General features: G+C 31.3%; 21 protein-coding genes. 9 read left to right on the top strand and 12 right to left on the bottom strand.

The window, feature by feature from the left end:
• Window positions 1–34: 34 nt before the first annotated feature.
• Genes CKF54_RS02955 through lpxA form a run of 4 tightly spaced genes read left to right on the top strand, consistent with a single transcriptional unit; the run spans window position 35 to window position 3006 of the window.
• A complete protein-coding gene (locus CKF54_RS02955; protein ID WP_119524796.1) occupies window positions 35–613 on the top strand; it encodes an OmpH family outer membrane protein in 579 nt (192 codons plus the stop codon).
• A gap of 33 nt (window positions 614–646) precedes the next feature.
• Window positions 647–1723, top strand: a complete 1077-nt coding sequence (gene lpxD, locus CKF54_RS02950) for a UDP-3-O-(3-hydroxymyristoyl)glucosamine N-acyltransferase (protein ID WP_119524795.1) — start codon at window positions 647–649, stop codon at window positions 1721–1723.
• A gap of 9 nt (window positions 1724–1732) precedes the next feature.
• Window positions 1733–2194 carry a 3-hydroxyacyl-ACP dehydratase FabZ gene (fabZ, locus tag CKF54_RS02945; RefSeq protein ID WP_119524794.1) on the top strand — a complete coding sequence of 154 codons (462 nt, stop codon included), beginning with the start codon at window positions 1733–1735 and terminating at the stop codon, window positions 2192–2194.
• Window positions 2195–2196: 2 nt separating this feature from the next.
• Window positions 2197–3006 (top strand): acyl-ACP--UDP-N-acetylglucosamine O-acyltransferase, encoded by an 810-nt coding sequence (gene lpxA, locus CKF54_RS02940; protein ID WP_119524793.1) that lies wholly within the window; start codon window positions 2197–2199, stop codon window positions 3004–3006.
• A gap of 97 nt (window positions 3007–3103) precedes the next feature.
• On the opposite strand, the gene rsmA is transcribed toward lpxA, so the two are convergent.
• The 6 genes from rsmA to CKF54_RS02910 form a co-directional block, all read right to left on the bottom strand.
• Window positions 3104–3937: a 16S rRNA (adenine(1518)-N(6)/adenine(1519)-N(6))-dimethyltransferase RsmA gene (gene rsmA, locus CKF54_RS02935; protein WP_119524792.1), complete on the bottom strand. Its 834-nt coding sequence runs from the start codon at window positions 3935–3937 to the stop codon at window positions 3104–3106.
• A gap of 55 nt (window positions 3938–3992) precedes the next feature.
• Window positions 3993–4976, bottom strand: a complete 984-nt coding sequence (locus CKF54_RS02930) for a peptidylprolyl isomerase (protein WP_119524791.1) — start codon at window positions 4974–4976, stop codon at window positions 3993–3995.
• A 35-nt stretch (window positions 4977–5011) separates the two neighbouring features.
• Window positions 5012–5362: a thioredoxin family protein gene (locus CKF54_RS02925; protein WP_119524790.1), complete on the bottom strand. Its 351-nt coding sequence runs from the start codon at window positions 5360–5362 to the stop codon at window positions 5012–5014.
• A 119-nt stretch (window positions 5363–5481) separates the two neighbouring features.
• On the bottom strand, window positions 5482–6441 hold the full coding sequence (locus CKF54_RS02920; RefSeq protein WP_119524789.1) for a beta-ketoacyl-ACP synthase III: 960 nt from the start codon (window positions 6439–6441) through the stop codon (window positions 5482–5484).
• 259 nt (window positions 6442–6700) lie between these two features.
• Window positions 6701–6865: a 50S ribosomal protein L32 gene (gene rpmF / locus CKF54_RS02915; protein WP_119524788.1), complete on the bottom strand. Its 165-nt coding sequence runs from the start codon at window positions 6863–6865 to the stop codon at window positions 6701–6703.
• 142 nt (window positions 6866–7007) lie between these two features.
• Complete coding sequence (locus tag CKF54_RS02910; protein WP_222987487.1) at window positions 7008–7532, bottom strand: YceD family protein; 525 nt, start codon at window positions 7530–7532, stop codon at window positions 7008–7010.
• Between the two features lie 306 nt (window positions 7533–7838).
• Here CKF54_RS02910 and CKF54_RS02905 point away from each other — a divergent pair, with 306 nt between their 5' ends.
• Entirely contained in the window at window positions 7839–8504 is a 666-nt protein-coding gene (locus tag CKF54_RS02905) for a Bax inhibitor-1 family protein (protein ID WP_119524786.1), read from the top strand.
• Window positions 8505–8587: 83 nt separating this feature from the next.
• Window positions 8588–8914 carry a TusE/DsrC/DsvC family sulfur relay protein gene (locus CKF54_RS02900; RefSeq protein ID WP_119524785.1) on the top strand — a complete coding sequence of 109 codons (327 nt, stop codon included), beginning with the start codon at window positions 8588–8590 and terminating at the stop codon, window positions 8912–8914.
• Between the two features lie 41 nt (window positions 8915–8955).
• Here CKF54_RS02900 and CKF54_RS02895 read toward each other — a convergent pair whose 3' ends face one another.
• From CKF54_RS02895 to accD, 4 genes are all read right to left on the bottom strand, one after another.
• Window positions 8956–9870 carry a YihY family inner membrane protein gene (locus CKF54_RS02895; protein WP_119524784.1) on the bottom strand — a complete coding sequence of 305 codons (915 nt, stop codon included), beginning with the start codon at window positions 9868–9870 and terminating at the stop codon, window positions 8956–8958.
• The gene (locus CKF54_RS02890) at window positions 9871–10980 is read right to left on the bottom strand and encodes a dTDP-glucose 4,6-dehydratase (protein WP_119524783.1); all 1110 of its coding nucleotides are present in this window, start codon (window positions 10978–10980) and stop codon (window positions 9871–9873) included.
• A 60-nt stretch (window positions 10981–11040) separates the two neighbouring features.
• On the bottom strand, window positions 11041–12636 hold the full coding sequence (gene der / locus CKF54_RS02885) for a ribosome biogenesis GTPase Der (protein WP_119524782.1): 1596 nt from the start codon (window positions 12634–12636) through the stop codon (window positions 11041–11043).
• A 268-nt stretch (window positions 12637–12904) separates the two neighbouring features.
• A complete protein-coding gene (gene accD, locus CKF54_RS02880) occupies window positions 12905–13783 on the bottom strand; it encodes an acetyl-CoA carboxylase, carboxyltransferase subunit beta (protein ID WP_119524781.1) in 879 nt (292 codons plus the stop codon).
• Window positions 13784–13897: 114 nt separating this feature from the next.
• On the opposite strand from accD, the gene CKF54_RS02875 reads away from it, so the two are divergent.
• Both CKF54_RS02875 and CKF54_RS02870 read left to right on the top strand, forming a co-directional pair.
• Window positions 13898–15331: a Do family serine endopeptidase gene (locus tag CKF54_RS02875; RefSeq protein ID WP_119524780.1), complete on the top strand. Its 1434-nt coding sequence runs from the start codon at window positions 13898–13900 to the stop codon at window positions 15329–15331.
• Window positions 15332–16002: 671 nt separating this feature from the next.
• Window positions 16003–17223, top strand: a complete 1221-nt coding sequence (locus CKF54_RS02870; RefSeq protein ID WP_119524779.1) for a hypothetical protein — start codon at window positions 16003–16005, stop codon at window positions 17221–17223.
• Between the two features lie 1628 nt (window positions 17224–18851).
• Here the strand turns inward: CKF54_RS02870 and CKF54_RS02865 are convergent.
• Entirely contained in the window at window positions 18852–20177 is a 1326-nt protein-coding gene (locus CKF54_RS02865) for an aminotransferase class I/II-fold pyridoxal phosphate-dependent enzyme (RefSeq protein WP_119524778.1), read from the bottom strand.
• A 4-nt stretch (window positions 20178–20181) separates the two neighbouring features.
• Complete coding sequence (gene bioA, locus CKF54_RS02860; RefSeq protein WP_119524777.1) at window positions 20182–21561, bottom strand: adenosylmethionine--8-amino-7-oxononanoate transaminase; 1380 nt, start codon at window positions 21559–21561, stop codon at window positions 20182–20184.
• A gap of 136 nt (window positions 21562–21697) precedes the next feature.
• Between bioA and CKF54_RS02855 the strand changes: the two genes are divergently transcribed.
• Complete coding sequence (locus CKF54_RS02855) at window positions 21698–22681, top strand: FecCD family ABC transporter permease (protein ID WP_119524776.1); 984 nt, start codon at window positions 21698–21700, stop codon at window positions 22679–22681.
• Window positions 22682–22797: the final 116 nt, after the last annotated feature.

Here is a 22797-nt window from a genome sequence, read left to right as displayed (position 1 = left end):
TTGGGAAAGTAACTTTTCGGAAAAAATAGATTTTATGAAATTAAAAAAATTATTCTTAACTTCTTTAGTGTTAGGTTTATCATCAATTGGTGGTATTTCTGCTACTTCATATGCAGCTCCAGCTCCTTCAAGCGTAGTAGTTGCGATTGTAAACTATGATCAATTAGTACAATCATCAAAAGCTTTTGCTGATGGTGCTCAAGTATTTAACGAGAAGTTCCAACAGCGTAATAATGATCTAGAAGCTCTAGGTCAACAATTACAAAAAGAAAATAATGAGCTTGAAAAATTAAAACAACAGTTAGATGCTGATTTACAATCAGGCAAACTAACTGGTGCTCAATTAAAAACTCGTGAGTCAGCTTTTAATCAAAAAGCACAAGATTTTGAGAAAAAATACACAGATTATCAAAATAAAGTTCAACAATTACAAAAAGAAATGAATGATTATCAAAATGTTGAACTAGATAAAGTTGATAAAGCTGTTAGAGATATTGTTGCTAAATACGCACAGGATCAAAAAATCACTCTTATCATTGATTCACGCGCAGCTATTTACTACACTAACGCAGTAGATGTTACGTCAGAACTTTTAAAATTAGTACAAAAATAACTTTAAGTTTATTAGCTTAAAGGCTATTAAAATATGATTAGCATTACATTATCAGAAATTGCACAATTAACTAGTGGTACACTAGTTAATTGTGCCGATCTTAATAAAGAAATTAACACCTGTCATCCTTTAGACAATGAGAAATACATAGCTAATTCTATTGGATTTATCAAGGATAAAAATTATCTACCTTATGTAAATCAGGGTTGTACCGATGCAGTATTAGTAACGGAAAAACTAGCTGAAGAAATTACTAATGACAAGGTAGTTAAAATTATTGTTAAAGACCCTTACGTTGCTTTTGCTAAAGTTTCTCAAAAACTAGATACAACCCCAAGAGTAAAACCAGGTATTCATCCTACTGCGATTATTCCTGAAAGTTGTCAGATAGGTAATAATGTTCATATAGGTGCCTATGTAGTTTTAGGTGAAAATGTTGTAGTTGGTGATAATTCAATTATTGAAAATCACTCATCAGTAGGTGATAACTGTATCCTAGGAAATAACGTTAGACTACATCCACATGTTGTGCTGTACCACAGTGTAAAACTAGCAGATTTTGTTGTTGTACATAGTTTAACTGTACTAGGAGCTGATGGTTTTGGTTACGCAAACGAAAGAGGAAAATGGATAAAAATTCCTCAAGTTGGTACTACTACAATTGGCGAGAGAACTGAAATTGGTTCATTAACAAGTATCGACCGTGGTGCTTTACATGATACAGTCGTAGAGAATGACGTTATTATTGATAATCATATTCACCTAGGACATAACTGTAAAGTTGGTATGGGTACTGCAATGGCTGGTGGTACAATCGTCGCAGGGTCTGTAACTTTTGGTAAATATTGTATTATTGGCGGAGCTTCGGTGTTTAATGGACATATTAAGATTGCTGATCAAGTTTCAGTAACTGGTATGGCAATGGTTCCACATAGCTTAACCGAATCTGGAAAAGTTTATTCTTCAGGTATTCCTGTAGAAGATAACCGTAAATGGCTACGTAGCACTGTAATGCTTCGCTATGATAATTTAAAAGATCAAGCAAGTCGTTTAAAACAATTAGAAAAACAAGTTGCTGAACTTACAGATTTATTAAAACAAGATAAATAGGTTGATTAGATGTCACAATTAAAAGCAAACCCTGAGCGCGTTATTGAAATTGATGAGATTATGTCTTTGTTACCTCATCGTTATCCTTTTTTATTAGTTGATCGTGTATTAGACTGGGAAGAGGGTAAATGGTTAAGAGCTATCAAAAACGTAACATACAATGAGCCTTGTTTTACAGGACACTTTCCACATAAACCAGTATTTCCAGGTGTATTAATCCTTGAAGCTATGGCGCAAGCTACTGGTGTGTTAGCATTCAAGACACGTGAGTTACCTCCTGACGAATTATATTATTTTGCAGCTGTTGATAATGCACGTTTCAAACGTCCGGTATTACCTGGTGACACAATGGTAATCGAAGTTAACTTCTTAAAAGAACGCCGTGGTATTGCACAGTTCACTGGTAAAGTTTACGTAGACGGTAATTTAGTTTGCGAAGCTGATTTAATGTGTGCTCGTAGAGGAATTTAATTATGGGTATTTCTCCTTTAGCAATTATTCATCCAACTGCAATTGTTTCTGAAAAAGCAAATATTGCAGATAATGTTAAAATCGGACCTTTCTGTATTGTCGAAGATAACGTAACTATTGGAGAGGGGACAGAGTTAATCTCTCACGTAGTTGTTAAAGGTACAACTAAAATTGGTAAAGAGAATAAAATTTATTCTTTTGTTACAATTGGTGAAGTAAACCAAGATTTAAAATATAAAGGTGAAGATACTGAAGTAATTATTGGTGATAGAAACTCTATCCGTGAATCTTGTACAATTCACCGTGGTACAGTACAGGGAATATCTAAAACAGTTATTGGTGATGATAACCTTTTAATGGTTAACACTCATATTGCTCATGACTGTGTTTTAGGTAATCACAATATTCTTGCTAACAATGTTACTTTAGGTGGTCATGTTGTTATTGACAACTTTGTAGTTATTGGTGGTTGTACGGCTGTGCACCAATTTGTAAATATTGGTTCACATGCTATGATCGGTGGTTGTTCAGGCGTAAGTCAGGATGTACCGCCATATATCTTAGCTCAAGGTAACCACGCCTTTGCTATTGGTTTAAATACTACTGGTTTAACAAGAAGAGGATTTACCGATTTTCAAATTGGTCAATTAAAATTAGCTTTCCGTGTAATTTATCGTCAAGGTAGAACTGTTGATGAAGCTATTAATGAATTACAACAATTAGCTTCTAACACTACATGTGTAAGCTTATTTGTTGAGTTCTTACGTCGCTCAGATGTTAAACGTGGTATCGTAAGACCTAGAACTAAATAGTTACTAACTGTTAGTTTTGTATTCTTATTTTCAATTTATACAAGCATTAAAAAATCCTTAGGCATAAAACTATGCTTAAGGATTTTTTAATGCTTTTTTAATCGTTTAAACGTGCAAATAGATTATTATCTATTGCGTAATTGGTTAAATCTATATATTGATCTAAACTAAGCTCTTCTGCGCGCATTTTAGGATCAATTTGGAATTGTTCTAGGTCTTTCCACTCAGCATCTTCAATTAGCTTACCTAGTGAGTTTCTAATAGTTTTACGTCTCTGACTAAATGCTAAATTAGTAATAGTCTCAAAACGTCTTACTTCTTTAACTGGTTTAGCTATTTGACTATGAGGAATTAGCTTAACCACAGCACTGTCAACTTTTGGAGCTGGTTTGAAGCTTTCAGGTGGAACATCAATAACAGGTAAGACTTTACAAAAGTATTGAGTAATTAAACTTAATCTTCCATAGTGTTTATTGCCTTTATCAGCAGCAAGTCTATCTACTACTTCTTTTTGTAACATAAAAGTCATTTCAGAAACAATGTCACAGTGATGTAATAAGTGTAGTATTAATGGCGTACTGATATTATATGGTAGGTTTCCAAAGACTTTCATCTTTTGCTCTTTAACCACTAAGTCAGCAAAGTTTATGCTTAAAACATCACTATCGATAATAGTTAATTTAGAAGATAAAAAAGGATGTTCTCTTAGGCGTTTAATTAAGTCTTTATCTACTTCTATAACTGTAAGCTTGTCAACAAGATTGCAAACAGGATCAGTTAAGGCACCAAGTCCAGGACCTATTTCTATTAAATTATCGTTATTAATCGGGTTGATAGCTAAAACTATCGCTTGAATAATATCTTGATCAATTAAGAAGTTTTGCCCAAAACGTTTTTTAGCTACGTGCCCTAAATGGCTTTTATTATGCATATTAAAAATCAAAAAAAGAGCTAGAAATTCTAGCTCTTATTATAAACTAAATAAATTATTGTTCGAATACGTAATTAATAACAACAGAATTAAGTAAAAACTGTTCTAATGTAGTATTTGCGTTAAATTTAGATCTTATAGTTTGCTGATAAGCTGCTTCAATATAATCGTTAAGAGTTGCAGGAACCTTAACTTTTTCGTTGTACTTGATAATAGCCCAATCAGAACCTAATTTAACAGGTGAAGATACTTGACCGACTTTCATTCGTTCAACAGTTTGACCAACTGCATATCTTACTTGATCATTTGAGATATTTTCAATATTACCTAAAAGACCGTCATTTGCTGCTGAAATTAAATCATCAGAGTACTCTTCTGCAGCTTTGCCGAAGCTAATAGTTTTGTTATTAATCTTACGATAAATATCTAAAGTTTTAGCTTTTGCTTGTTCACTTGAAAATAGAGGAGTAGTTTTTATTAAAATGTAGCTAACATTATACGTATCTACTTGCGCTAGGTTGTTTTGTGCTAAAGCAATTTGATAGTTCTTATAACCTTCAAATTGAATCGCATCGCGGTCAATGTTAGTTTGTACATTTTGACTTAGATACTGATTCATTTTTTGTTGATAAAGACCATTTCTGATTTGTGCCTTTACTTGCGGTAATGAATAACCTTGATAAGCTAAAGCACGAATGAAATCGGTATAAGTCATACCATTTTTTGCGGCTTCAGAATAAAGTACATTTTCAACTTCGGCATCTGTAACAGTAACAGAAGCTTTAGCCTTTGCTGTCCACTCTTGCTTTAGTTTTGCAACTATAAAAGATTTAACAGCAGATTTTACAGCGTCATCTGAGTATACACCATCTTTCCCACCTTTAAGGTAAGGTCTTATGTCAGAGACTAATACAGTTTGTCCATTGTAAGTCGCTACAACAGAGTTACTGTTATTACTTACGTCTAAAGATGCTAAGCTAGGGCTAATTAAACTCAAACCTAGACCTAAAGCAAGAATAGATTTAGCAAATTTTTTCATGGAGTATAACAACCTTAAAGTTGAGCAAATTTAAATTATAGATGTTTTTCCACGAATGATAATAGTTCTTCAACGTTGTTGGATTCTAAACTACCAACACGGCGATCAACTAAAACACCATCCTTGAATAATAAAATAGTTGGGATATTTCTTACACCATTTAAAGTACGCGCTTCTTGAGGCTCTTCAGGTTTAACTTCATATTTATAAAAAGTTACTTTACCTGCTAATTTTTCAGCAGCCTCTTCAACAAAAGGAGCTAATTGTAGGCAAGGAGAACACCATGAAGCCCAGAAGTCAACTAGTACTAAACCTAAATTACCTTCTTTATTTGCTACTTTTTCATTGAATTCAGCATCAGTTAATTCGTGTACGAAATTACTCATAAAATTACCTGTAATAAAAGAATAGCCTATCAGTAACGAATGATAGAAATAAAATTTTGATAAAGATATAGGAAATTCTTTATTATTAATATATAGTCAAAAAAATCTGTTTAAAGGGCTTAGTATTTAACTAATGCAGATCCCCATGTCATACCACCACCAAAAGCTTCTAGTAAGATGATATCACCAGCTTTAAATTTATTTTCTTTTACCGCAGAATCAAAAGCAGTTGGAATTGAAGCTGCTGATGTATTACCATGTTTCTCAATAGTTAAGATAACACGTTCCATAGGTAAATCTAATTTTTTTGCGGTAGCAGAGATAATTCTAATATTAGCCTGATGAGGTACTAACCAATCAACTTCAGATTTATCCATTCCATTAGCTTCTAAAGTTTCTGTAACTATGTTAGAAAGCTCTGAAACAGCAATTTTGAAAACTTGATTGCCTTGCATTTGTAGGCTAGAATCATCAATAAATTGTTTATTACCTAAAGTTAAAGCATCAGCTTGTTCATTGTTAGCATGTAAGTGGGTACTAATAATACCAGGCTCTTCACTTGCTTCTAATAAGAAACAACCTGCAGCATCTCCAAATAAGATAATAGTTGAGCGATCATTAGGATCACAAGTTTTTGATAAAGCATCTGCGCCAATTACTAAAGCTTTTTTAACGCTATTAGTTTTAATGAACTTATCTGCTACGCTTAAAGCATAGACAAATCCACTACAAGCAGCAGCAACATCAAAAGAAATACAATCTTTAATACCTAGTTTACCTTGTACTTGGCAAGCGCATGAAGGAAAAAGATGGCTTGAAGTCGTTGTTGCGCATATGATTAAATCAATATCATCAACGGTAAAATTAGGATCTTTTTTCTTAAAAGATTCAATAGCGTCTTTTGCAGCATTGAATGCCATGTCAGGCACAGTCATATCATCATCCATAATAGGACGACTTTTTATACCAGTACGAGTAACAATCCATTCATCAGAGGTATCTACTCGCTTTTCTAAATCTTCATTTGCTAGAAATTTAGATGGAATAAAGCTACCTGTAGCAACTACTTTTGAAAACATAGTTTAAAATCTAGATAAATTAAAAGGGACTTTTTCAAGTCCCCTATTTTTGATTAAAGTAATAACTCATAATTAAAAAGTAAGATTATAGCCAATCTACCAGTAACTACCAATTTATGAGCAACTAATAATAGGAAAGGACTTTACTTACGTTTTATAACATGAATTCTTTATAAAGCTTTTGCATTTTAATTTATTAAACGCTAGCTTAATAAATTTTTAAGAAAACGGGGTATTCCTAAAGGAATACCGATAAGTATTATAGTACTTTTTTACCGCGGTAGTAACCTGATGCAGTTACGTGGTGACGTAAGTGCATTTCACCTGTAGCTTTTTCTAATGAAATAGCTGGTGCAGTTAAAAAGTCGTGAGAACGACGCATGCCACGGCGAGAACGAGTTTTACGGTTCTGTTGAACTGCCATTGAATTGTCTCCGGACGTTGATTGATAAATGCTAGCACAGGAAAAATTTTTAATAACTAAATTTTTAACTACCACACTAACATTATTAAAATACCTGATAATTATATCATAAAGAAAGATTAAAGACAAATATAATTTCTTACTATTTTTCTTTTAATTTTCCTTTAAGTGCGTTTAAAGATGCAAATGGATTATTGGCTAAATCAATTTGATCCTGAACTTCTTCATCGTCCTCAAGAGTAGAATATTCTTCTAAGATAGGATTACAATTTTCATTTTCATGTTTTGGAGTTAAAGCAATGCTCATAATTAACTCCTCTTCAATTCCTTCGTAAATATTCACTTCACCAAATTCATTAATTGGTAAAGGAGAATATTCTGGAGGCAAGTTATCAGCTTGTTCTTCACTTGAAACTGGAGAGATAATGAAGTTAGCAATAACATCATATGAAAACTCTTCCATACAACGCATACAAGTAGAGGTGACGTTTAATGTTGCTGTCCCTTTGATAATCGGTGTTTTAGAGTAGTCAAATAGACTACTAAACTCTACTTGGGCATCAGAATTAATTGAATTAATAGTATCTTGAGGAAATCTATTAAAAGCTTCTTTTGGAATTATACCTTTAAAATCAGATCTACGATTTGCTTCATTTCGTATATTCAAAAAAGCTGGAATTTTAATTTTCATTTTTAAAAAGAAAAGTTATTTTGAGTATATTATAGCAAACTTTAGTATTTATGTTATTAAGTCTTTACGAGGAGAGCTTTTTACGTTAAAATATTATATAAAGATAATTACCTAACTTTTTAGGTTATGTTAGTTTTCAGTAGAATAGTTGAATTTTCTATTTTTGACTATATAACTAATATTAATAATTTCTTAATTAAGAGCAAATTTTAGACTCTTTTATACTGCGATAGTATTTTTTAAGTCTAGTTTGTTTAAACATTTATTTGAAAGGAAAAATTAATGTTAACAGATCACATTTCAAAAACAGGTTCTTACGCATATAATGATATTAGAAGCGTAGTACTACGTAAAGCTTTTGCTCTATTAGGTGTTTCAGTTATAGCAGCGATTGCTACAGGTTATTTTAGTTTAATTACAGGTTTTATTAATCCAACCTATTCTTTAATTGCTTTCTTACTAGTATTTGCTGGTACTTTCTTTATCCCATCTCTTGGTGATACACCAGCAGGCTACGCTGCTGTAGTAGCTGTGGGAGCACTTTTAGGTTATGCAGTAGTTCCAACAGTTGCGATGTACATTAGTGTACAAGGTGCAGCTGTAGTGCTAAACGCTTTATTTGCAACTGGTGCTATTTTTATCGCTTTAGCAACTTACGCTGTTGTAACTAAAAAAGATTTTACACGTATTGGTGGTATTCTTTTTGTAATCATCCTATCAGCTGTGGTAGTTGGTTTACTTAACGCTTTCTTAATTAAATCATCTTTCTTATCTTTAGCTTTATCTTATGTAGTAGCTTTAGTATCATGTGGTTTAATTCTTTATAGACTTTCAGTTGCTGTAAATACTGGATTATTATCAGTTACTCAGTTAGCTTTAGGTCTATTAGTAGACGTATATAATTTATTTATTTCATTACTAAATATTTTTGGTAACCGCAATAACTAAATAAAACAAAGAAGGAGCTCTCATTTTTGAGGGCTCCTTTTTATGTTATACTATCTAAGAAATAAAGAAGTGAAATACTACTTATGACATTACAATACCAAGATATGGCAAAAGATAGTGAAGGTTATCTTCTTGATCTTAGTCAATGGAATAGAAATATAGCAGAAGAGATTGCTCAAGTAGAGAATATTGAGTTAACTGATAAACACTGGCTTATTATTGAATTTGTTCGCAAATATTTTGAAGAGTTTAATACAACTCCTTCCATTAGAATCCTTGTTAAAAATCTTCAAAAAGAGTATGGCAGTGAAATAGGTAATTCTCGTTACTTACAAAAGATGTTTAACGATAGTCCTGCAAAAACTGTTGCTAAATTGGCTGGTTTACCAAAACCTGCAAAATGCTTATAAATATAGTAATGAAAAAGAGAGAGCTTAGGCTCTCTCTTTTTCTATGAATCTCTTTGATTTAATAGGTAAGATCTATATAGAGTGTAAAAATTGTTTTGATTTAGCACTTTAGTTAAAGCAGCACCCATTAAGATGACATACCAAACAATATACAGCCAGAAAACTGTAATCGGGAAAGTAGCTAAGGCACCATATATTACGTAGTAAGATGCGATATTTTTTACGTAGTAAACAAAGATATCTCTAGCTAGAATTAATCCTACAGTAGCTAGCAAAGAAGCTATAGCTCCATTAATCCATTTTACATGTATATTAGGGAAAGCTACATAAGTAAAGAATAAAATAAACCAAAGGACAAAAGCTTGAACATAATTTAGTACTAGGACTATGCTATTGCTAATAATATTATTTTCTAAGCTATAAATCCCTATTAGGTAAGATTTAATAAAGACAATACCACCTAATAAAATTGGACCAAAACTAATAACTGTCCAATAAGAAGTAAAGCTTTGAAGCAGTTTTCTTTGCTTTTTAATTTGCCAAATATTTTTGTTAATAGTTTTGTCGATTGTATGAACTAGTAAAAAAGTAATAACAAATAGTGAAGCAATTGATGGTAAACCTAAGTTTGCAGTTTTAGCAATAACATTTTCAAAAATTTCGTTAAATTCTTCAATATTGCTAGGAGCAATATTAGAAAAAATAACTTCACTTAAAAGTTCCTTTACGTTGCTAAAAGCTGGTAGCATGTGTAGTACCGAGAAGAATACTAGGATAATTGGTACTATTGCTAATAGAGTATTATAGGTTAGAGATCCTGCAACAACAGATATCCCATTACCTAATACCGTAAGAATTATAAGTCGCAAGTGAAATAAAAATTTACATATCCCACCTAATGCTTTAGTCTTACGGGCAGAATAAAATATTTTTTGTAGTTTGTTTCTGTTTAACATTTACTTTATTTTAATACGTCGTTTATCTTGTTTGAAATCTTGATAATCATATGTTTTTAATTTCTTAATCTCAATAGAGAAATTCTCAAGATACCAAGAGATAGTATCTTTAATATGAAGATCAAAGTTATTTTCTGGTAAGGCTATTTCACTAGTTTGTAATAAGAAATCATTAACCTCATATTTACGATCGTGACCTAACCTGTCAGCGCTAAACTCAATTAAATCTAAGTATGACTTAATATTGCCATTAATATATTTATTATCAAGAACAGGATATATTTCTTCTAACTTAGTTGCTATAGTTTGGAATACTTCTTTATTGGTTAAAGCTTGACCAGCAACAACATAACGTTGTGAAGTGATACCGTGCCAACTATTCATGATCTTTATTACTAATTGCACTGTATCTTTTACATACATCCAATTGCGTACTTGCAAACCATCACCATAAAGTTTAACCTTTTTACCTTGTAGTAGTTGTAATATCGTGACAGGAATTAACTTTTCTGGATACTGATATGCTCCATAATTATTACATAGGTATAAGGTTACATATGGTATGTTGTAAGTATGTCCAAATGCGTGAAAAATTAAATCTGTTGATGCTTTAGAAGAACTGTAAGGAGAAGAGGGATTGTAAGCTGTTTCTTCTGTAGCTGGTAACTTATGCTCTCGATCTCCGAAAACTTCATCAGTACTTACATTAATGAATTTAAAACGAGTACGTTCATACTCTGATAGTTCATTTAAGTAGTTATTTATAGTTGTAATTAAGCTAATAGCTCCATTAATATTATTACTGATAAAATCTTCAGGGTTAGTAATAGATTCATCAACGTGAGATTTAGCTGCTAGATGAATTACGGTATCCACTTTGTGGTTCTTAAAAATATCTAACAATGCTTGCTTATCTCGTATATCTAGTTTATAAAACCAAAAGTTTGGAGAGTTAAAATTTTGGTTTAAGTTTTCAATATTTGAGCAATAATCTAAAATATCAACAACAATAATTTTTGTTTTATCTAAATCAGAAAGCTCAAGCAAGGTATTAGTCAGATGTGAACCAATAAATCCAGCTCCACCTGTAATTAGAATTGTTCTTTCCATAATTGAGAAAATAAGAGGGTAAATTGCTTAGCAACTTACCCTCTATTTAACAGAAGTCAATTAACTAGACTGACGCTTAATAAATTTTTGTAAACGTTTACGCTTACGAATTTGCGATCTAGTTAATTTATTTTTCTTATCTTTATAAGGGTTCTTACTATCTTCAAATTTGAAGTTAATTGGAGAACCTATAATATTTAAAGTTTTTCTAAAATAGTTTATTAAATATTTTTTATAAGATTCTGGAAGATCTTTGGACATGTTACCGTGGACAACGATAACCGGTGGGTTATGACCACCTGCATGTGCATATTTTAACTTAACTCTTCTACCATTCACTTGTGGTGGCTGATGGCTGTGTAAAGCCATATAAAGAATTCTAGTTAACATAGAAGTACTTACTTTAACATTTGCAGATAAGTAAGCTTCTTGCACATATTTGAAAATATCACCAATACCATGTTTTTTAAGAGCAGATATATAGTGAATACGAGCGAAATTAATAAAGCCTAATTTACGATCAATCTCTTCACGAATAGCTTTACGCTCTTGATCTGTTACCGCGTCCCATTTATTTAAGAGGATTACAATAGATCTACCAGAGTTTAGAATAAAGCTTAATAAGCTTAAATCTTGATCTGCAAGACCTTGAGTAGCATCAATTACTAAAAGACAAACGTGAGAATCTTCGATAGCTTGTAATGTTTTAATAACAGAGAATTTTTCTACAGCTTCGTAAATTTTGCCTTTTCTACGTACCCCAGCTGTATCAATGATTGTATAATTTTGTCCGTTATGCTCTAGAGGAATATAGATTGAATCTCTAGTTGTTCCAGGCATATCATAGACGATAACACGATCCTCGCCTAATAAGCAGTTAGTTAAAGTGGATTTACCCACATTAGGTCTACCAACTAAGGCAATCTTGATGTTATTCTTTAAGACATTAGCGTTATGATCATCTAATTCTTGGTTAATAGATTTCTCTGTAATTCCTTCAATCTTGGTTTCGATTTCAGCGTCATCAAGATATTCGAATTCTTCGTCAACTAAATCTTCTTCATCCTCAAGATCATCTTCATCTTCAACTTCTACAATATCATCTTCATCTGCATCTGCATATTCAGCATCGTCTGAATGATGAGTAGTCTCAGAATCGATAAAATCGAAAGTAAAATCAAGTAAGCTTGAAACCCCAATGTTATTAGAAGCAGAGATACCTAGAACTTTATCAAATCCAAGAATGTAGAAATCTGCTAAAGCTTGGTCTTTATCTAAACCATCGATTTTATTTGCAACTAGAATAACTGGTTTTTCTCGTTTACGTAAGAGATTAACAATTGCAGTATCGCCAGGCATTAAACCAACACGAGCATCAACAATCATAAAGACTATGTCAGCTTCTTGAATAGCTAATAATGACTGTTCAGCCATTTTAGTTTCAATACCTTCTTCGTTGCCATCAAGACCGCCAGTATCTATTAGAATGTATTCTTTATCTTGATATCTAGCAATACCATATTTTCTATCTCGAGTAAGACCAGGAAAGTCTGCAACTAATGCATCTCTAGTTTTCGTTAAACGGTTAAATAAAGTTGATTTACCTACGTTAGGTCTACCAACTAATGCAATCACATTTTTTTGATTAGAAAACATTTTATTAAAAATTCATAAAGTATATAAAAAAATGCTTAGAGATATTTTCTAAGCATTTTAATACAAGAATATAGGCAATACTATAGGTACTTTAATCTTATAAAGTTAAACCTAGTTGCCACTAAAATATGCTTAAAGACTTAAGCAAACAAATCCAAAAATATTATACCTTAATTAGGAATAATTAGTCAATTTTAATTAACTTTACCTACCATTCAAGAAAGGTTTATAAAGTTAAAGGTAGCCTATTAAAGACTACCTTTATGCTTTAATTCTCAACGGTTAATTCCGGTAAGTTTTTTAACTTAGAGATTAATGAAGAAATGTAGTTAGGTAAATCTTTACGTTCTACAATCTGATCAATAGCTCCGTGTTCTAATAGGAACTCTGATCTTTGGAAACCTTCAGGTAATTTCTCTCTAATAGTTTGTTCGATAACTCGAGGACCAGCAAAACCAATTAATGCTTTAGGTTCGGCAATAATAACATCTCCAAGCATAGCTAACGAAGCTGAAACACCACCGAATGTTGGGTCTGTTAAAACAGAAATAAATGGGATAGCATTTTCTTTAAGTTTTGCTAATACTGCAGAGGTTTTAGACATTTGCATTAGTGAAATTAGTCCTTCTTGCATACGAGCACCACCTGAAGCAGAGAAACATACTAATGCAGAGTTAGTTTCTAAAGCTAAAGTTGCCGCACGTGTGAAACGTTCACCTACAACAGATCCCATTGATCCACCCATGAAATCAATGTTAAAAGCACAGCAAACTACATTAACACCATTAACTGTACCTTGGTAAACAATAATAGCTTCGTCTGTGGTTGTTGTTTTCTTAGCTGCTTTTAAACGATCTTTATATGACTTCAGATCTTTGAAGTTTAGAGGGTCTTTTGTTTGAATATCTGTAAATAATTCAGTATAAGAGCCTTCATCAAGAAATTTTTGTAAACGAGTGTGAGGATTTAATCTGCCATGATGGTTGCAGTGTTGACATACGTTTAAATTTGTCTCGTAGTCTTTAGTGTAAAGAGTTTGACCACATCCTGAACATTTCGTCCATACACCTTCAGGAATAACACTATTCTCTGATGACGAAGATAGAGTTTTTTGAATTGAACTCTTGATTTTATCAAACCAACTCATACTTTCCTTAAAACTTGTAAAAATAAAAAATAACGATATAAATTAGAGGAATGATATTTATAATATAAGCAATTTGGTCTATTATACCATTTTTTAAAACATTAGAGACGAGTAATGAATAAAAATAATAAAAATATGAAAACTTCGTTAGCAAAATCTTTATCAATTATTGCATTAGGGTTATCTAGTCTTACTTTATTATCCCCTAATTCTTACGCTGATGTAGATAGTAATACTCAAATTACTCAATCAGCTCCGAGTATTTCTTCTAAAAATTCATTAGCGCCAATGATAAAGAGAGTTCTACCAGCTGTAGTTTCTATTGACGTTAAAGCAGTAGAGAAAGTGCAGAATCAAGGTGAGAACCCTTTAGATTTATTTAGTGATATTCTACCTAAAGGTCTACAAGAGTTATTTAATAATATCCCAAATCAACCGCAAGAGCAAAATGTACGCCAACTTGGTTCTGGTGTAATTATTAATGCTAAAGATGGTTATGTAGTAACAAACTACCACGTAATAGCAGGTGCTCAAACAATTAAAGTTAAACTTTACGATAACAGAAGTTATAGCGCTAAAGTTGTAGGTTCTGATCCTGATACAGATTTAGCTGTACTTAAACTAGAAAAATTTTCTAATCTACAACAAATTACTTTAGGTGACTCTTCAACTGCAGAGATTGGTGATTATGTAGTTGCAATTGGAAATCCGTTTGGAATTGGTTTAACAGCTACTCAAGGTATCGTTTCTGCATTAAACCGTTCAACATCATTAAATCTATACGATAACTACATTCAAACAGATGCTTCAATTAACTCAGGAAACTCTGGTGGTGCATTAGTGGATTTAAATGGTAATCTAATTGGTATTAACTCAGCAATTTTATCAAAATCAGGTGGTTCTGTAGGTATTGGTTTTGCTATTCCATCTAATATTGTGAAGTCAATTTCAGACCAGTTAATTAAAGATGGTAAAGTTTCACGTGGTCAAGTTGGTATTCGTGGAAACGATTTAAATCAAGCTTTAATTGATATGAATAAAATTCCAGTTTCAGAGGGTGCGTTTATTAATGAAGTGTTCCCTGGTACAGCTGCTGATAAAGCTGGATTAAAAGCTGGTGACGTGATTGTAAAAGTTGACAATACTAAAATTGTTGACTTTAACCAATTAAGATCTTTAGTAAGTTCACAGCCAGTAGGTACAACATTTGAATTTACATATATTCGAGATGGTAAAACATATACAACTAAAGTTACGAGTGATAAATCAACAGTAGCTTCTAATTCGCAAAAAGCTAACCAAGATGTTGTTGTCTTAGGTACACAGTTTAAAAACTCAGATAAAGGTGTAGTTGTTGATAAAGTTGACAATAATTCGCCATTTGCTGTGTATGGAATTAAAACAGGTGATGTTTTAGTGGCTGTACAAGAACACGAAATTAAAACAACTGATGAGTTATCTGAAGCAGTTGAGCAATTAAAGAATGACGATTTAGTTGTGTTTAAATTCTTACGTAATGGTAGAACTATCTTCATTACAATTCAATAATTGAAATTTTAAAGTTCGTAAAGTAATTTAAAATAGCAATTTAATAAAAAATTTAGGCTCCGCAAATATCCGCGGAGCCTAAATTTTTATTTTTTAAATTTTAAATATAGCTTCAGCATATTAACCAAGAATAATTAGGTTTAAGTAATTGTTTAAAAACCTTATATTTGGTCAAGAATTACGCAAATTTTTGCTTGCATTTTTGTTAAGGTATTGTTTTTAAGTAGATTATTTAGTAAGTCTAAAATATTAAAAAATAGTTGATAAATGAAAAGTGAGACATTTGTCACATTTTTGTAAATTTTTTATAAATTTTCATAAGTCAACTAATGCTTATATGCTATATTATTTAATATATAGATAATTTTTTATCAATAAAATTTATTTGTATAGGATTAACATCAACCATTTATTATTCTTTTGGTGGTATTACATCACATGGAAAGATGTATTTGGTTGTGCTGACTGTAATAATCCATAAATTTCCAATTTTTTTACTTTATTAGAAGAAAAACTCTTCTAAATATAAAAGTTTGGCAAGTTTAATACTTGACTATAACATGCAAGTGATTTTTTAGTTTATAACTTTGTAAGAGAATGGGTATAGTGTAATCACCTATCAAATATAAGGTTATAGAAGGAATAAAACTTTAATCGAACCTTCTAAATTTATGTATAAATGGAAAAATGAAATCAACTCATGTTTTTTTCAAGCACTTGTAGTAACAGCTTTAATCCTCTCTCCTAAATACTCTTCCGCAAAAGATGTCAAAGTACTTGACTACGAAAATCACCGTTTCTCCTTATCAGCTGATGGAAATGTTCGTATTTCTAACTATCGTTATAAATATGAACAAGGATTTACTAAAGAAGATAAGGTAAGAAATAAATATTATGAAGGTGGTTTAACCTTAAGTCATTTAGTAAAGAAGTATAACCTAATATATGGTATTAACGCAGGTTATGGTTATCTAGATAATAAACTGTGGGAAGGTCACTACTTCAATAAAGCTAAAGGTTTGAATAGGCTAAATCTTTTTGTAGAGCACCCTAAGTACGGTTACCTGATTGCTGGGAGGTTTACTTTACTAGAGGGAGAATTTCCTATAGTGGTTACAAAGGGGCTTTATTATGAGAAAGAACTTTTAGATATGGGTTCTTTTGGTAAAATTTACTCTGGCGTTGGAGTTGGTGATGCTAGACTAGATTTTGATGATAGTGATACTGACTTTAAAACAACATTTGCTTCTTTAAGATATCAAACGCCAAACAAAATGTTTGTTTCACAAATTAAAGGTTTTGTCGGAAAGCTTGATGAAGTTAAAATGAAAAAGTGGAAAACTATCGACTTACCTGAATATGATGAGGTGGTTTATATTAGTGGTGATCCTAGAGTAGCCGGTATAGAATTGCTTAGTTCGCTAAATTATAAAGGTTTCACTCTTAGATTTAATGCTTACGGTTATAAACTGGAAAATGTTCCCTACGTTTTTATGCAGGGGTCATACGCTCATAATCCTATGGCAACTTCTACTATATATCTAGACTATGAAAGATATTATAGTAAAGATGTAACTTTTGCTTACGAAGCTTCTCTCAGCTATAAATTATATGATTTTATTGAACCTGGAATTGCATATAAGTATGAAAACTTTAACAGTGTAATTCTGGGTACAACGATGGAATATGACTTTACCTATAAGACATTTGGTGTTTTTGTAAAAATTTACCCATTTACTTATTATGGTAATGGTAGTTTAAAGGATAGTTTTGTTAAGCTAGAAGTAGGTAAAGGTAAGCATATAAATAAAGTTGAGTACTTTGACGCTCTGCATGATAGATTTGAGTATGATTATAAAAGTATTTTTTTAACATACAATCTTAAATATTAACTATATAAAAGGCTATCTTTAAATCAGTGTTTTTATAATTTAACTAATTATATGACGCACTTTTTAACAGGAGCTATATCTATAAAATTATGCTTATAGTTAGCGGAGGTTGTATATTTTTATAGCTACCCTAACATTGGCTCAATATTTTTTTATTGTATTTTTGAGGTTCTATCAGCAAAAAATCACCAAGTATTGATTAGGTGCTTAGTATAAAATTTACTCTTTAGTTTTATAGTTTAAGTGTCCTTTATTTTTTAATATTTGATAATATTGTTACATTGTAACAATCTTTAGAAGGCTTATAAGTTGAATGATCTTCTAAGTATATTAACTTACAACCTCCCTCCAGTTTTGGTTGTATCGATAGTTAAAGTCTAATAATTTTTGATTTACTTTTAATTATTGTTTTGTACTTAGAGGTTTCTTCATTGGTTTTCTAAAGTTGTTACATTGTAACTTTTTATTAAGGTTTAGCTTAAGTTAAACGTGTATAGTAACTTTCTAAAGAAGTTAGTCCTTGGTGCTTTGTTCAGCATAAGCTGCGGATCTTGTTACAATGTAACATTTAATTAGCTGTTATTGTTTACATCATAAGGTTACTTTTAACTCTAGGTTACTAGCTCGTGTTGTAATTGAGAAGTGCTCATTGAGTAAGTTTGTTTTATTCGTTAGATATGCTTGATGTTCGATCTACCAAATGTTACAATGTAACTTAAGTAAAAAATATTTTCACAAAATAATCTCTTTAAAAGTTAGTTATGTGATAAAATAAAAAGAGAAAATTAAATAAATAGATTTAATTTTCGTATGGCGAAATTGTACTTTTTTTTAAGTGCAAAAATTTAGTTTATGAAAGTATACTGTTAAATTTTTATTAAACGCCAAAATGGCTAGGTTTAATAAAAATTTATCCTAGTATATCTTTAAAACTTTACATAAGTAACATTATACGAAATAATTAAGTGTTGGCTTATAAAGTAAACTATTGAAAAACAATATTTTACTTTATAAGCCAATTTTTTATATACACAATGGTAAGTGCGTAAGGTAAATAACGAAATTCCAATTTGCTTCAGGTCGCACTCTATCAGTTAGAACCTTGTTTATATGTAGTAAAACTTATGATATTGCACCTGCTAACTTAACTAATTGTTTTTTAGTAAAAGTTAGTTTTTAGCGCCTGCATTAAAAAATTACGACTATTTACCCTAATTAAGTTCTAAAAACTAATCTTTTTTTATGCTATTTTAAAGCAAAATTTTGAGGGTAAGCTTAAGTACTTTTACGATTTTGAAACTTTAGACCATTGCTAAAGGTGTTACAATGTAACATTTTTAAGACTTAGCGGCTCTACAATTTCAGAATTAGATGTTAGCAAAAAAGTTGCTTTTACTAAATTTATTATATCCCATATTTTGATCAAATAAAGAATTTCTTCTGCTGAAAAATGTAGAATGTCAGCTTTGTAATGTTACATTGTAACAATACTATTGTGGAGGAAGTTCGAGTTTGGACGCTTTAGCAAATTATTATGAAAAGTTTCTAACTTTGATTTTTTCGTGTTTCTTATACGCAACTAGATGTTACAATGTAACAAAGATATGAGGGTAGAGTTACATAGATAGCTAGCTGGTTAGTGCTTTTTCAAAATCTTTCGATAAGATAAAGTCTCTAAAACTATCAAGGAGAAACTTATACTCTAATGAATCTAACAGATTTGTGTTAAAACAAACTCTTAGTCTCTCTTTGTTCTTAGCTACGGTTGGAGATTTTATTGCTCCTAGCAAGATTCCTCTTTCTTTAAAAAAATTATAAGCAAGATCAACCATTGCATTACTTTTAACTACGAAAGAAACTATTTGGTTTTCACCACCCACATATTCATTAGCTCTGTTAGGATCTAAGTCCATCTCCTGTAATCTATTCTCTAAGTAACTAATAATATTTGTTCTAAAATCATTAGCTAAACCGATAATTAAACTAGCCTTCTCCTTAGCAAATTGAGTATTAGCATAACATAAGTGTAAGCTAGAAGCCATTACTGTTTCAATACCTAAAGAGGTTGAGTAGATTAATGGTCTAGAGGTGTTTACAAGAAGCTCTTTAATAATAGAAGAGGTAATAACCAGAGCACCTGAAGAATTTGTTGCTTTTCCTAAAGGGCAAACAACAAAATCTATTTTGTTTAATAGATTATATTTATCAACTAATCCTAAAGAATGCTTTCCAAACATTCCGACAGCATGAGCTTCGTCTACATAAAGCAATATGTCAAGTTTGTCTTTGTAGGCTTCTTTCAAATTAACCAATTCAATAAAGCTCTTTTCGGATATATTATCTCCATCCATAGAATAAATACTCTCAAGAGCAATAACAATCAAGCGGTGCTGATCAGCTACAGCTTGGTCTATCTTACTTTTTAAATCATTTAGGTCATTATGCTTAAATCTTTTAAAAGGAAGTTCAGACAGAATAACTCCATCAATAAATGAAGCATGCATAAGTCTATCCATTAAAATTAAAGGTTTTAATTCTTTAAACTTCTTTAAAACAGGAATTATGCCAAGATTAGCGTGATAACCAGAATTGTAAAATAGGACCTCTTTATCGTATGGTTTTAAGATTTGGTTTAAAGAAGATTCTACTGAATTAAACCAATGATTGTCTCCTGAAAGTAACCTTGAACCAGTTGATCCTTTGGGTAGAGAATATCCTTTTTTATCTTTAAGGTAATCTTGAATAATTAATTGTAAAGGTTGATAGTAGCTTGAGCTATTTTTAGTTTGCTCTAAAACAGTATTAAAGTCTAGACTTGCTAAACCTAAATAATCATTTGAACTTAAATCTAGGCGATACGCTTCTTTATTACTATACTTTCCTAGAAAACGATAATTCTTTGAGTCCTTAAGGTTATCTAGAAAGTTTGTTATTGTTTCATTAAAACTTTTCATGTTTTTACACAAAGGTGTTAGCTTGAGCTTGTTCAGTACTTAAGTCTTCTATACTACTGATGAATTCTCTAATGGTGTTGCATAAATACATAAGCTCGTCATCATGAATAATATAGGGAGGAAGTATATAAAGGATATTATTAAAAGGTCTTAACCAAATTCCCTTGTTTGTAAAAAATTCTTGACAGTGTCGTTTGTCTAGAGGTTGAGAGAATTCAATACAAAAGATAGGACCAATGTATCTAATATCTATTATCCTTTTATTGTAATGGAGTAAAGATTTTTTTAACAGGTCATAACTCTCTGCGAATTTATTTGCAAGATTACAAGCTTTTGCATTTTTATACGAGTAGTTATCACGATAAATTTCTACAGATGCATTTGCAGTAGCTGTGGCTATTGGGTTTGCCATAAATGTCGGACCATGTAAAAAAGCATATGGAGGATTAGCTTTAATAGTTAAAGCTATCTCTTTTGTAAAAGCTGTAGCTCCTAAACTTATATGCCCTCCAGTGAGAGCTTTTCCGAGGGTAATAATATCCGGGGAGTTCTTTATCATCTCAAAAGCAAAATCTGCTAAAGTACGACCAAAGCCTGTCGCTATCTCATCAAAAATAACAAGCACATTATTTTGACGGCATAGTTCTATAGCCTTATCAATGTATCTTAAGTCATAAAACTTGAAACCTCCAGCCCCTTGAATTAGCGGTTCGCAGATAAAGCCTGATATTTCTTCTCCATGGTTACTTAAAAGAGCAATTAGTTCTTTAGCAAAGTCTGACTTTAAAAACTCCTCTTCTGATAATGAAGTAAACTTACCCTCTTCGTTAAAAACGTTAGAATGGAATTTTAAAGCTGGTGGTGGGGAGATCACATACGTATTAGATGTCTCGGCTGACATAAATAATTGATGAAATGAACCTGCCGGATCTGATACCTTCATTGTATTCCAAGTATCACCATGGTAGCCGTTTTTTAAGGAGATAAACTTTTTCTTGTTAACGCGTCCTTTAGCAACTTGATACTGAATAGCGAGTTTTAATGCAACTTCAACTGCAACAGAGCCTGAATCAGAGTAGAAGATCTGGTCAAACTTATAATTTAACAAATTTAGTAGGTTTTCTGTAAGTTTAAGTGCAGGTTCATGAGTTAAGCCCGCAAACATTACATGAGGGAGGGATTGGGCTTGTCTAGTTATCGCATTTACGATTTTTTCATTGGCATGTCCAAATGAAGTTGACCACCAAGATGAAATTGCATCTAAATATTTCTTTTCATCTTGATCATACATATATATCCCTTTAGCTTTTGTAATTAACAAATTATTAGTGTTGTAAGGGCTGTCATATGCGTGAATAATATGAGAGTCAAAATTGATATTCATGAGTAAATCTTAATTTTTATAGTAAATTACTAAAAAACTGATAAAAAACTTTAGTATAATTAAACTTAAATGTTAATTAGTATCATTTAGAATGAGATAAATATCTCGATTTTTGATTTATAAAATGTGAACAAAAATGAAAAGTAAGTCAACTTTTGGAATCTTGATTTCACTTTACATTGTTTGTTTTGTTGCGAGTTTATACTTATTTTATCCCTTTAAATTGAGTTTTACTAACTTTTTCACTTATATAAGTGATATTAAAGGTTCTACTCTTGAGGGAATAGTTATGTATAACGTACGCTTACCAAGAAGTTTAATGTGTCTTCTTGTAGGGTTATCTTTAGGTGTCGCCGGATTGCTATTACAAGTATTGGTAAAAAATCCAATAGCTTCTCCTACGATTTTAGGAATTAACTCTGGATGTATTCTAGCTATGGTTATAATCTCAACCGGAGTTATGCCTATATTTTCGTACATGAATACCACTTTGGGGGCAACTATTGGTGGGGTTCTTGCTTGGCTTATAGTAATGAGTATTAGCTATAGCTCTAGAGGGTTTAATAAAAATAAACTTATATTAGCAGGGATAACAGTATCTCTTTTACTAATGAGTATCTCTAGAATTATAATCATCTTCAATGATGACCGTGCTTATTCTATATTAAGTTGGGTAGCTGGATCTTTTGCAAATATGCAATGGGAAGACGTTACTAATAGTATAGTTTTCTCATTACCTTGTTTGCTCCTAGTGATTATTCTATCTCATAAACTAAATCTTTTGCTTCTTAATGATGATAGCATAAAGTCTTTAGGGATAAATTTACAGCTATTAAAAGTTGTTATTTGCATTTTAGCTTTATTTTTAACAGCTTCTGCTGTAAGTGTAGTGGGTACAATAGGATTTGTAGGTCTATTATCTCCACATATAGCTACATATTTAGTTGGGATAGATAATCGTAAACGTATCTTAGCTACTATTTTAATTGGGGGAATTCTGACTTTACTATCAGATATGATAAGTAGACTGTTATTTTTCCCGACTGAAATTCCTGCAGGCTTAATAATTGCACTCATTGGTGCACCTTATTTTTTATACATGGCTATAAAACGTATATAACATGCTACAAAAATTTAGCAATGAAAACTTTGCATTAATAAAAGAACGTAAAATAGCCAACTACAAAAAATTAATCAAATTATTTTTTTTATTCTTAATGAGGTTACCCCCAAATG

The sequence above is a fragment of the Psittacicella hinzii genome, assembly GCF_003585885.1.
Classification (GTDB): Bacteria; Pseudomonadota; Gammaproteobacteria; order Enterobacterales; family Psittacicellaceae; genus Psittacicella.
Note: the sequence above shows the minus strand (reverse complement) of the source record. Positions and strands in the feature narration are given on the sequence as shown.

What these genes read in the sequence shown, in the direction of transcription:
- CKF54_RS02955 (WP_119524796.1), top strand. Translation starts at nt 35, where the DNA reads ATGAAATTAAAAAAATTATTCTTAACTTCTTTAGTGTTAGGTTTATCA.
- lpxD (WP_119524795.1), top strand. Translation starts at nt 647, where the DNA reads ATGATTAGCATTACATTATCAGAAATTGCACAATTAACTAGTGGTACA.
- fabZ (WP_119524794.1), top strand. Translation starts at nt 1,733, where the DNA reads ATGTCACAATTAAAAGCAAACCCTGAGCGCGTTATTGAAATTGATGAG.
- lpxA (WP_119524793.1), top strand. Translation starts at nt 2,197, where the DNA reads ATGGGTATTTCTCCTTTAGCAATTATTCATCCAACTGCAATTGTTTCT.
- rsmA (WP_119524792.1), bottom strand. Translation starts at nt 3,937, where the DNA reads ATGCATAATAAAAGCCATTTAGGGCACGTAGCTAAAAAACGTTTTGGG.
- CKF54_RS02930 (WP_119524791.1), bottom strand. Translation starts at nt 4,976, where the DNA reads ATGAAAAAATTTGCTAAATCTATTCTTGCTTTAGGTCTAGGTTTGAGT.
- CKF54_RS02925 (WP_119524790.1), bottom strand. Translation starts at nt 5,362, where the DNA reads ATGAGTAATTTCGTACACGAATTAACTGATGCTGAATTCAATGAAAAA.
- CKF54_RS02920 (WP_119524789.1), bottom strand. Translation starts at nt 6,441, where the DNA reads ATGTTTTCAAAAGTAGTTGCTACAGGTAGCTTTATTCCATCTAAATTT.
- rpmF (WP_119524788.1), bottom strand. Translation starts at nt 6,865, where the DNA reads ATGGCAGTTCAACAGAACCGTAAAACTCGTTCTCGCCGTGGCATGCGT.
- CKF54_RS02905 (WP_119524786.1), top strand. Translation starts at nt 7,839, where the DNA reads ATGTTAACAGATCACATTTCAAAAACAGGTTCTTACGCATATAATGAT.
- CKF54_RS02900 (WP_119524785.1), top strand. Translation starts at nt 8,588, where the DNA reads ATGACATTACAATACCAAGATATGGCAAAAGATAGTGAAGGTTATCTT.
- CKF54_RS02895 (WP_119524784.1), bottom strand. Translation starts at nt 9,870, where the DNA reads ATGTTAAACAGAAACAAACTACAAAAAATATTTTATTCTGCCCGTAAG.
- CKF54_RS02890 (WP_119524783.1), bottom strand. Translation starts at nt 10,980, where the DNA reads ATGGAAAGAACAATTCTAATTACAGGTGGAGCTGGATTTATTGGTTCA.
- der (WP_119524782.1), bottom strand. Translation starts at nt 12,636, where the DNA reads ATGTTTTCTAATCAAAAAAATGTGATTGCATTAGTTGGTAGACCTAAC.
- accD (WP_119524781.1), bottom strand. Translation starts at nt 13,783, where the DNA reads ATGAGTTGGTTTGATAAAATCAAGAGTTCAATTCAAAAAACTCTATCT.
- CKF54_RS02875 (WP_119524780.1), top strand. Translation starts at nt 13,898, where the DNA reads ATGAATAAAAATAATAAAAATATGAAAACTTCGTTAGCAAAATCTTTA.
- CKF54_RS02870 (WP_119524779.1), top strand. Translation starts at nt 16,003, where the DNA reads ATGTATAAATGGAAAAATGAAATCAACTCATGTTTTTTTCAAGCACTT.
- CKF54_RS02865 (WP_119524778.1), bottom strand. Translation starts at nt 20,177, where the DNA reads ATGAAAAGTTTTAATGAAACAATAACAAACTTTCTAGATAACCTTAAG.
- bioA (WP_119524777.1), bottom strand. Translation starts at nt 21,561, where the DNA reads ATGAATATCAATTTTGACTCTCATATTATTCACGCATATGACAGCCCT.
- CKF54_RS02855 (WP_119524776.1), top strand. Translation starts at nt 21,698, where the DNA reads ATGAAAAGTAAGTCAACTTTTGGAATCTTGATTTCACTTTACATTGTT.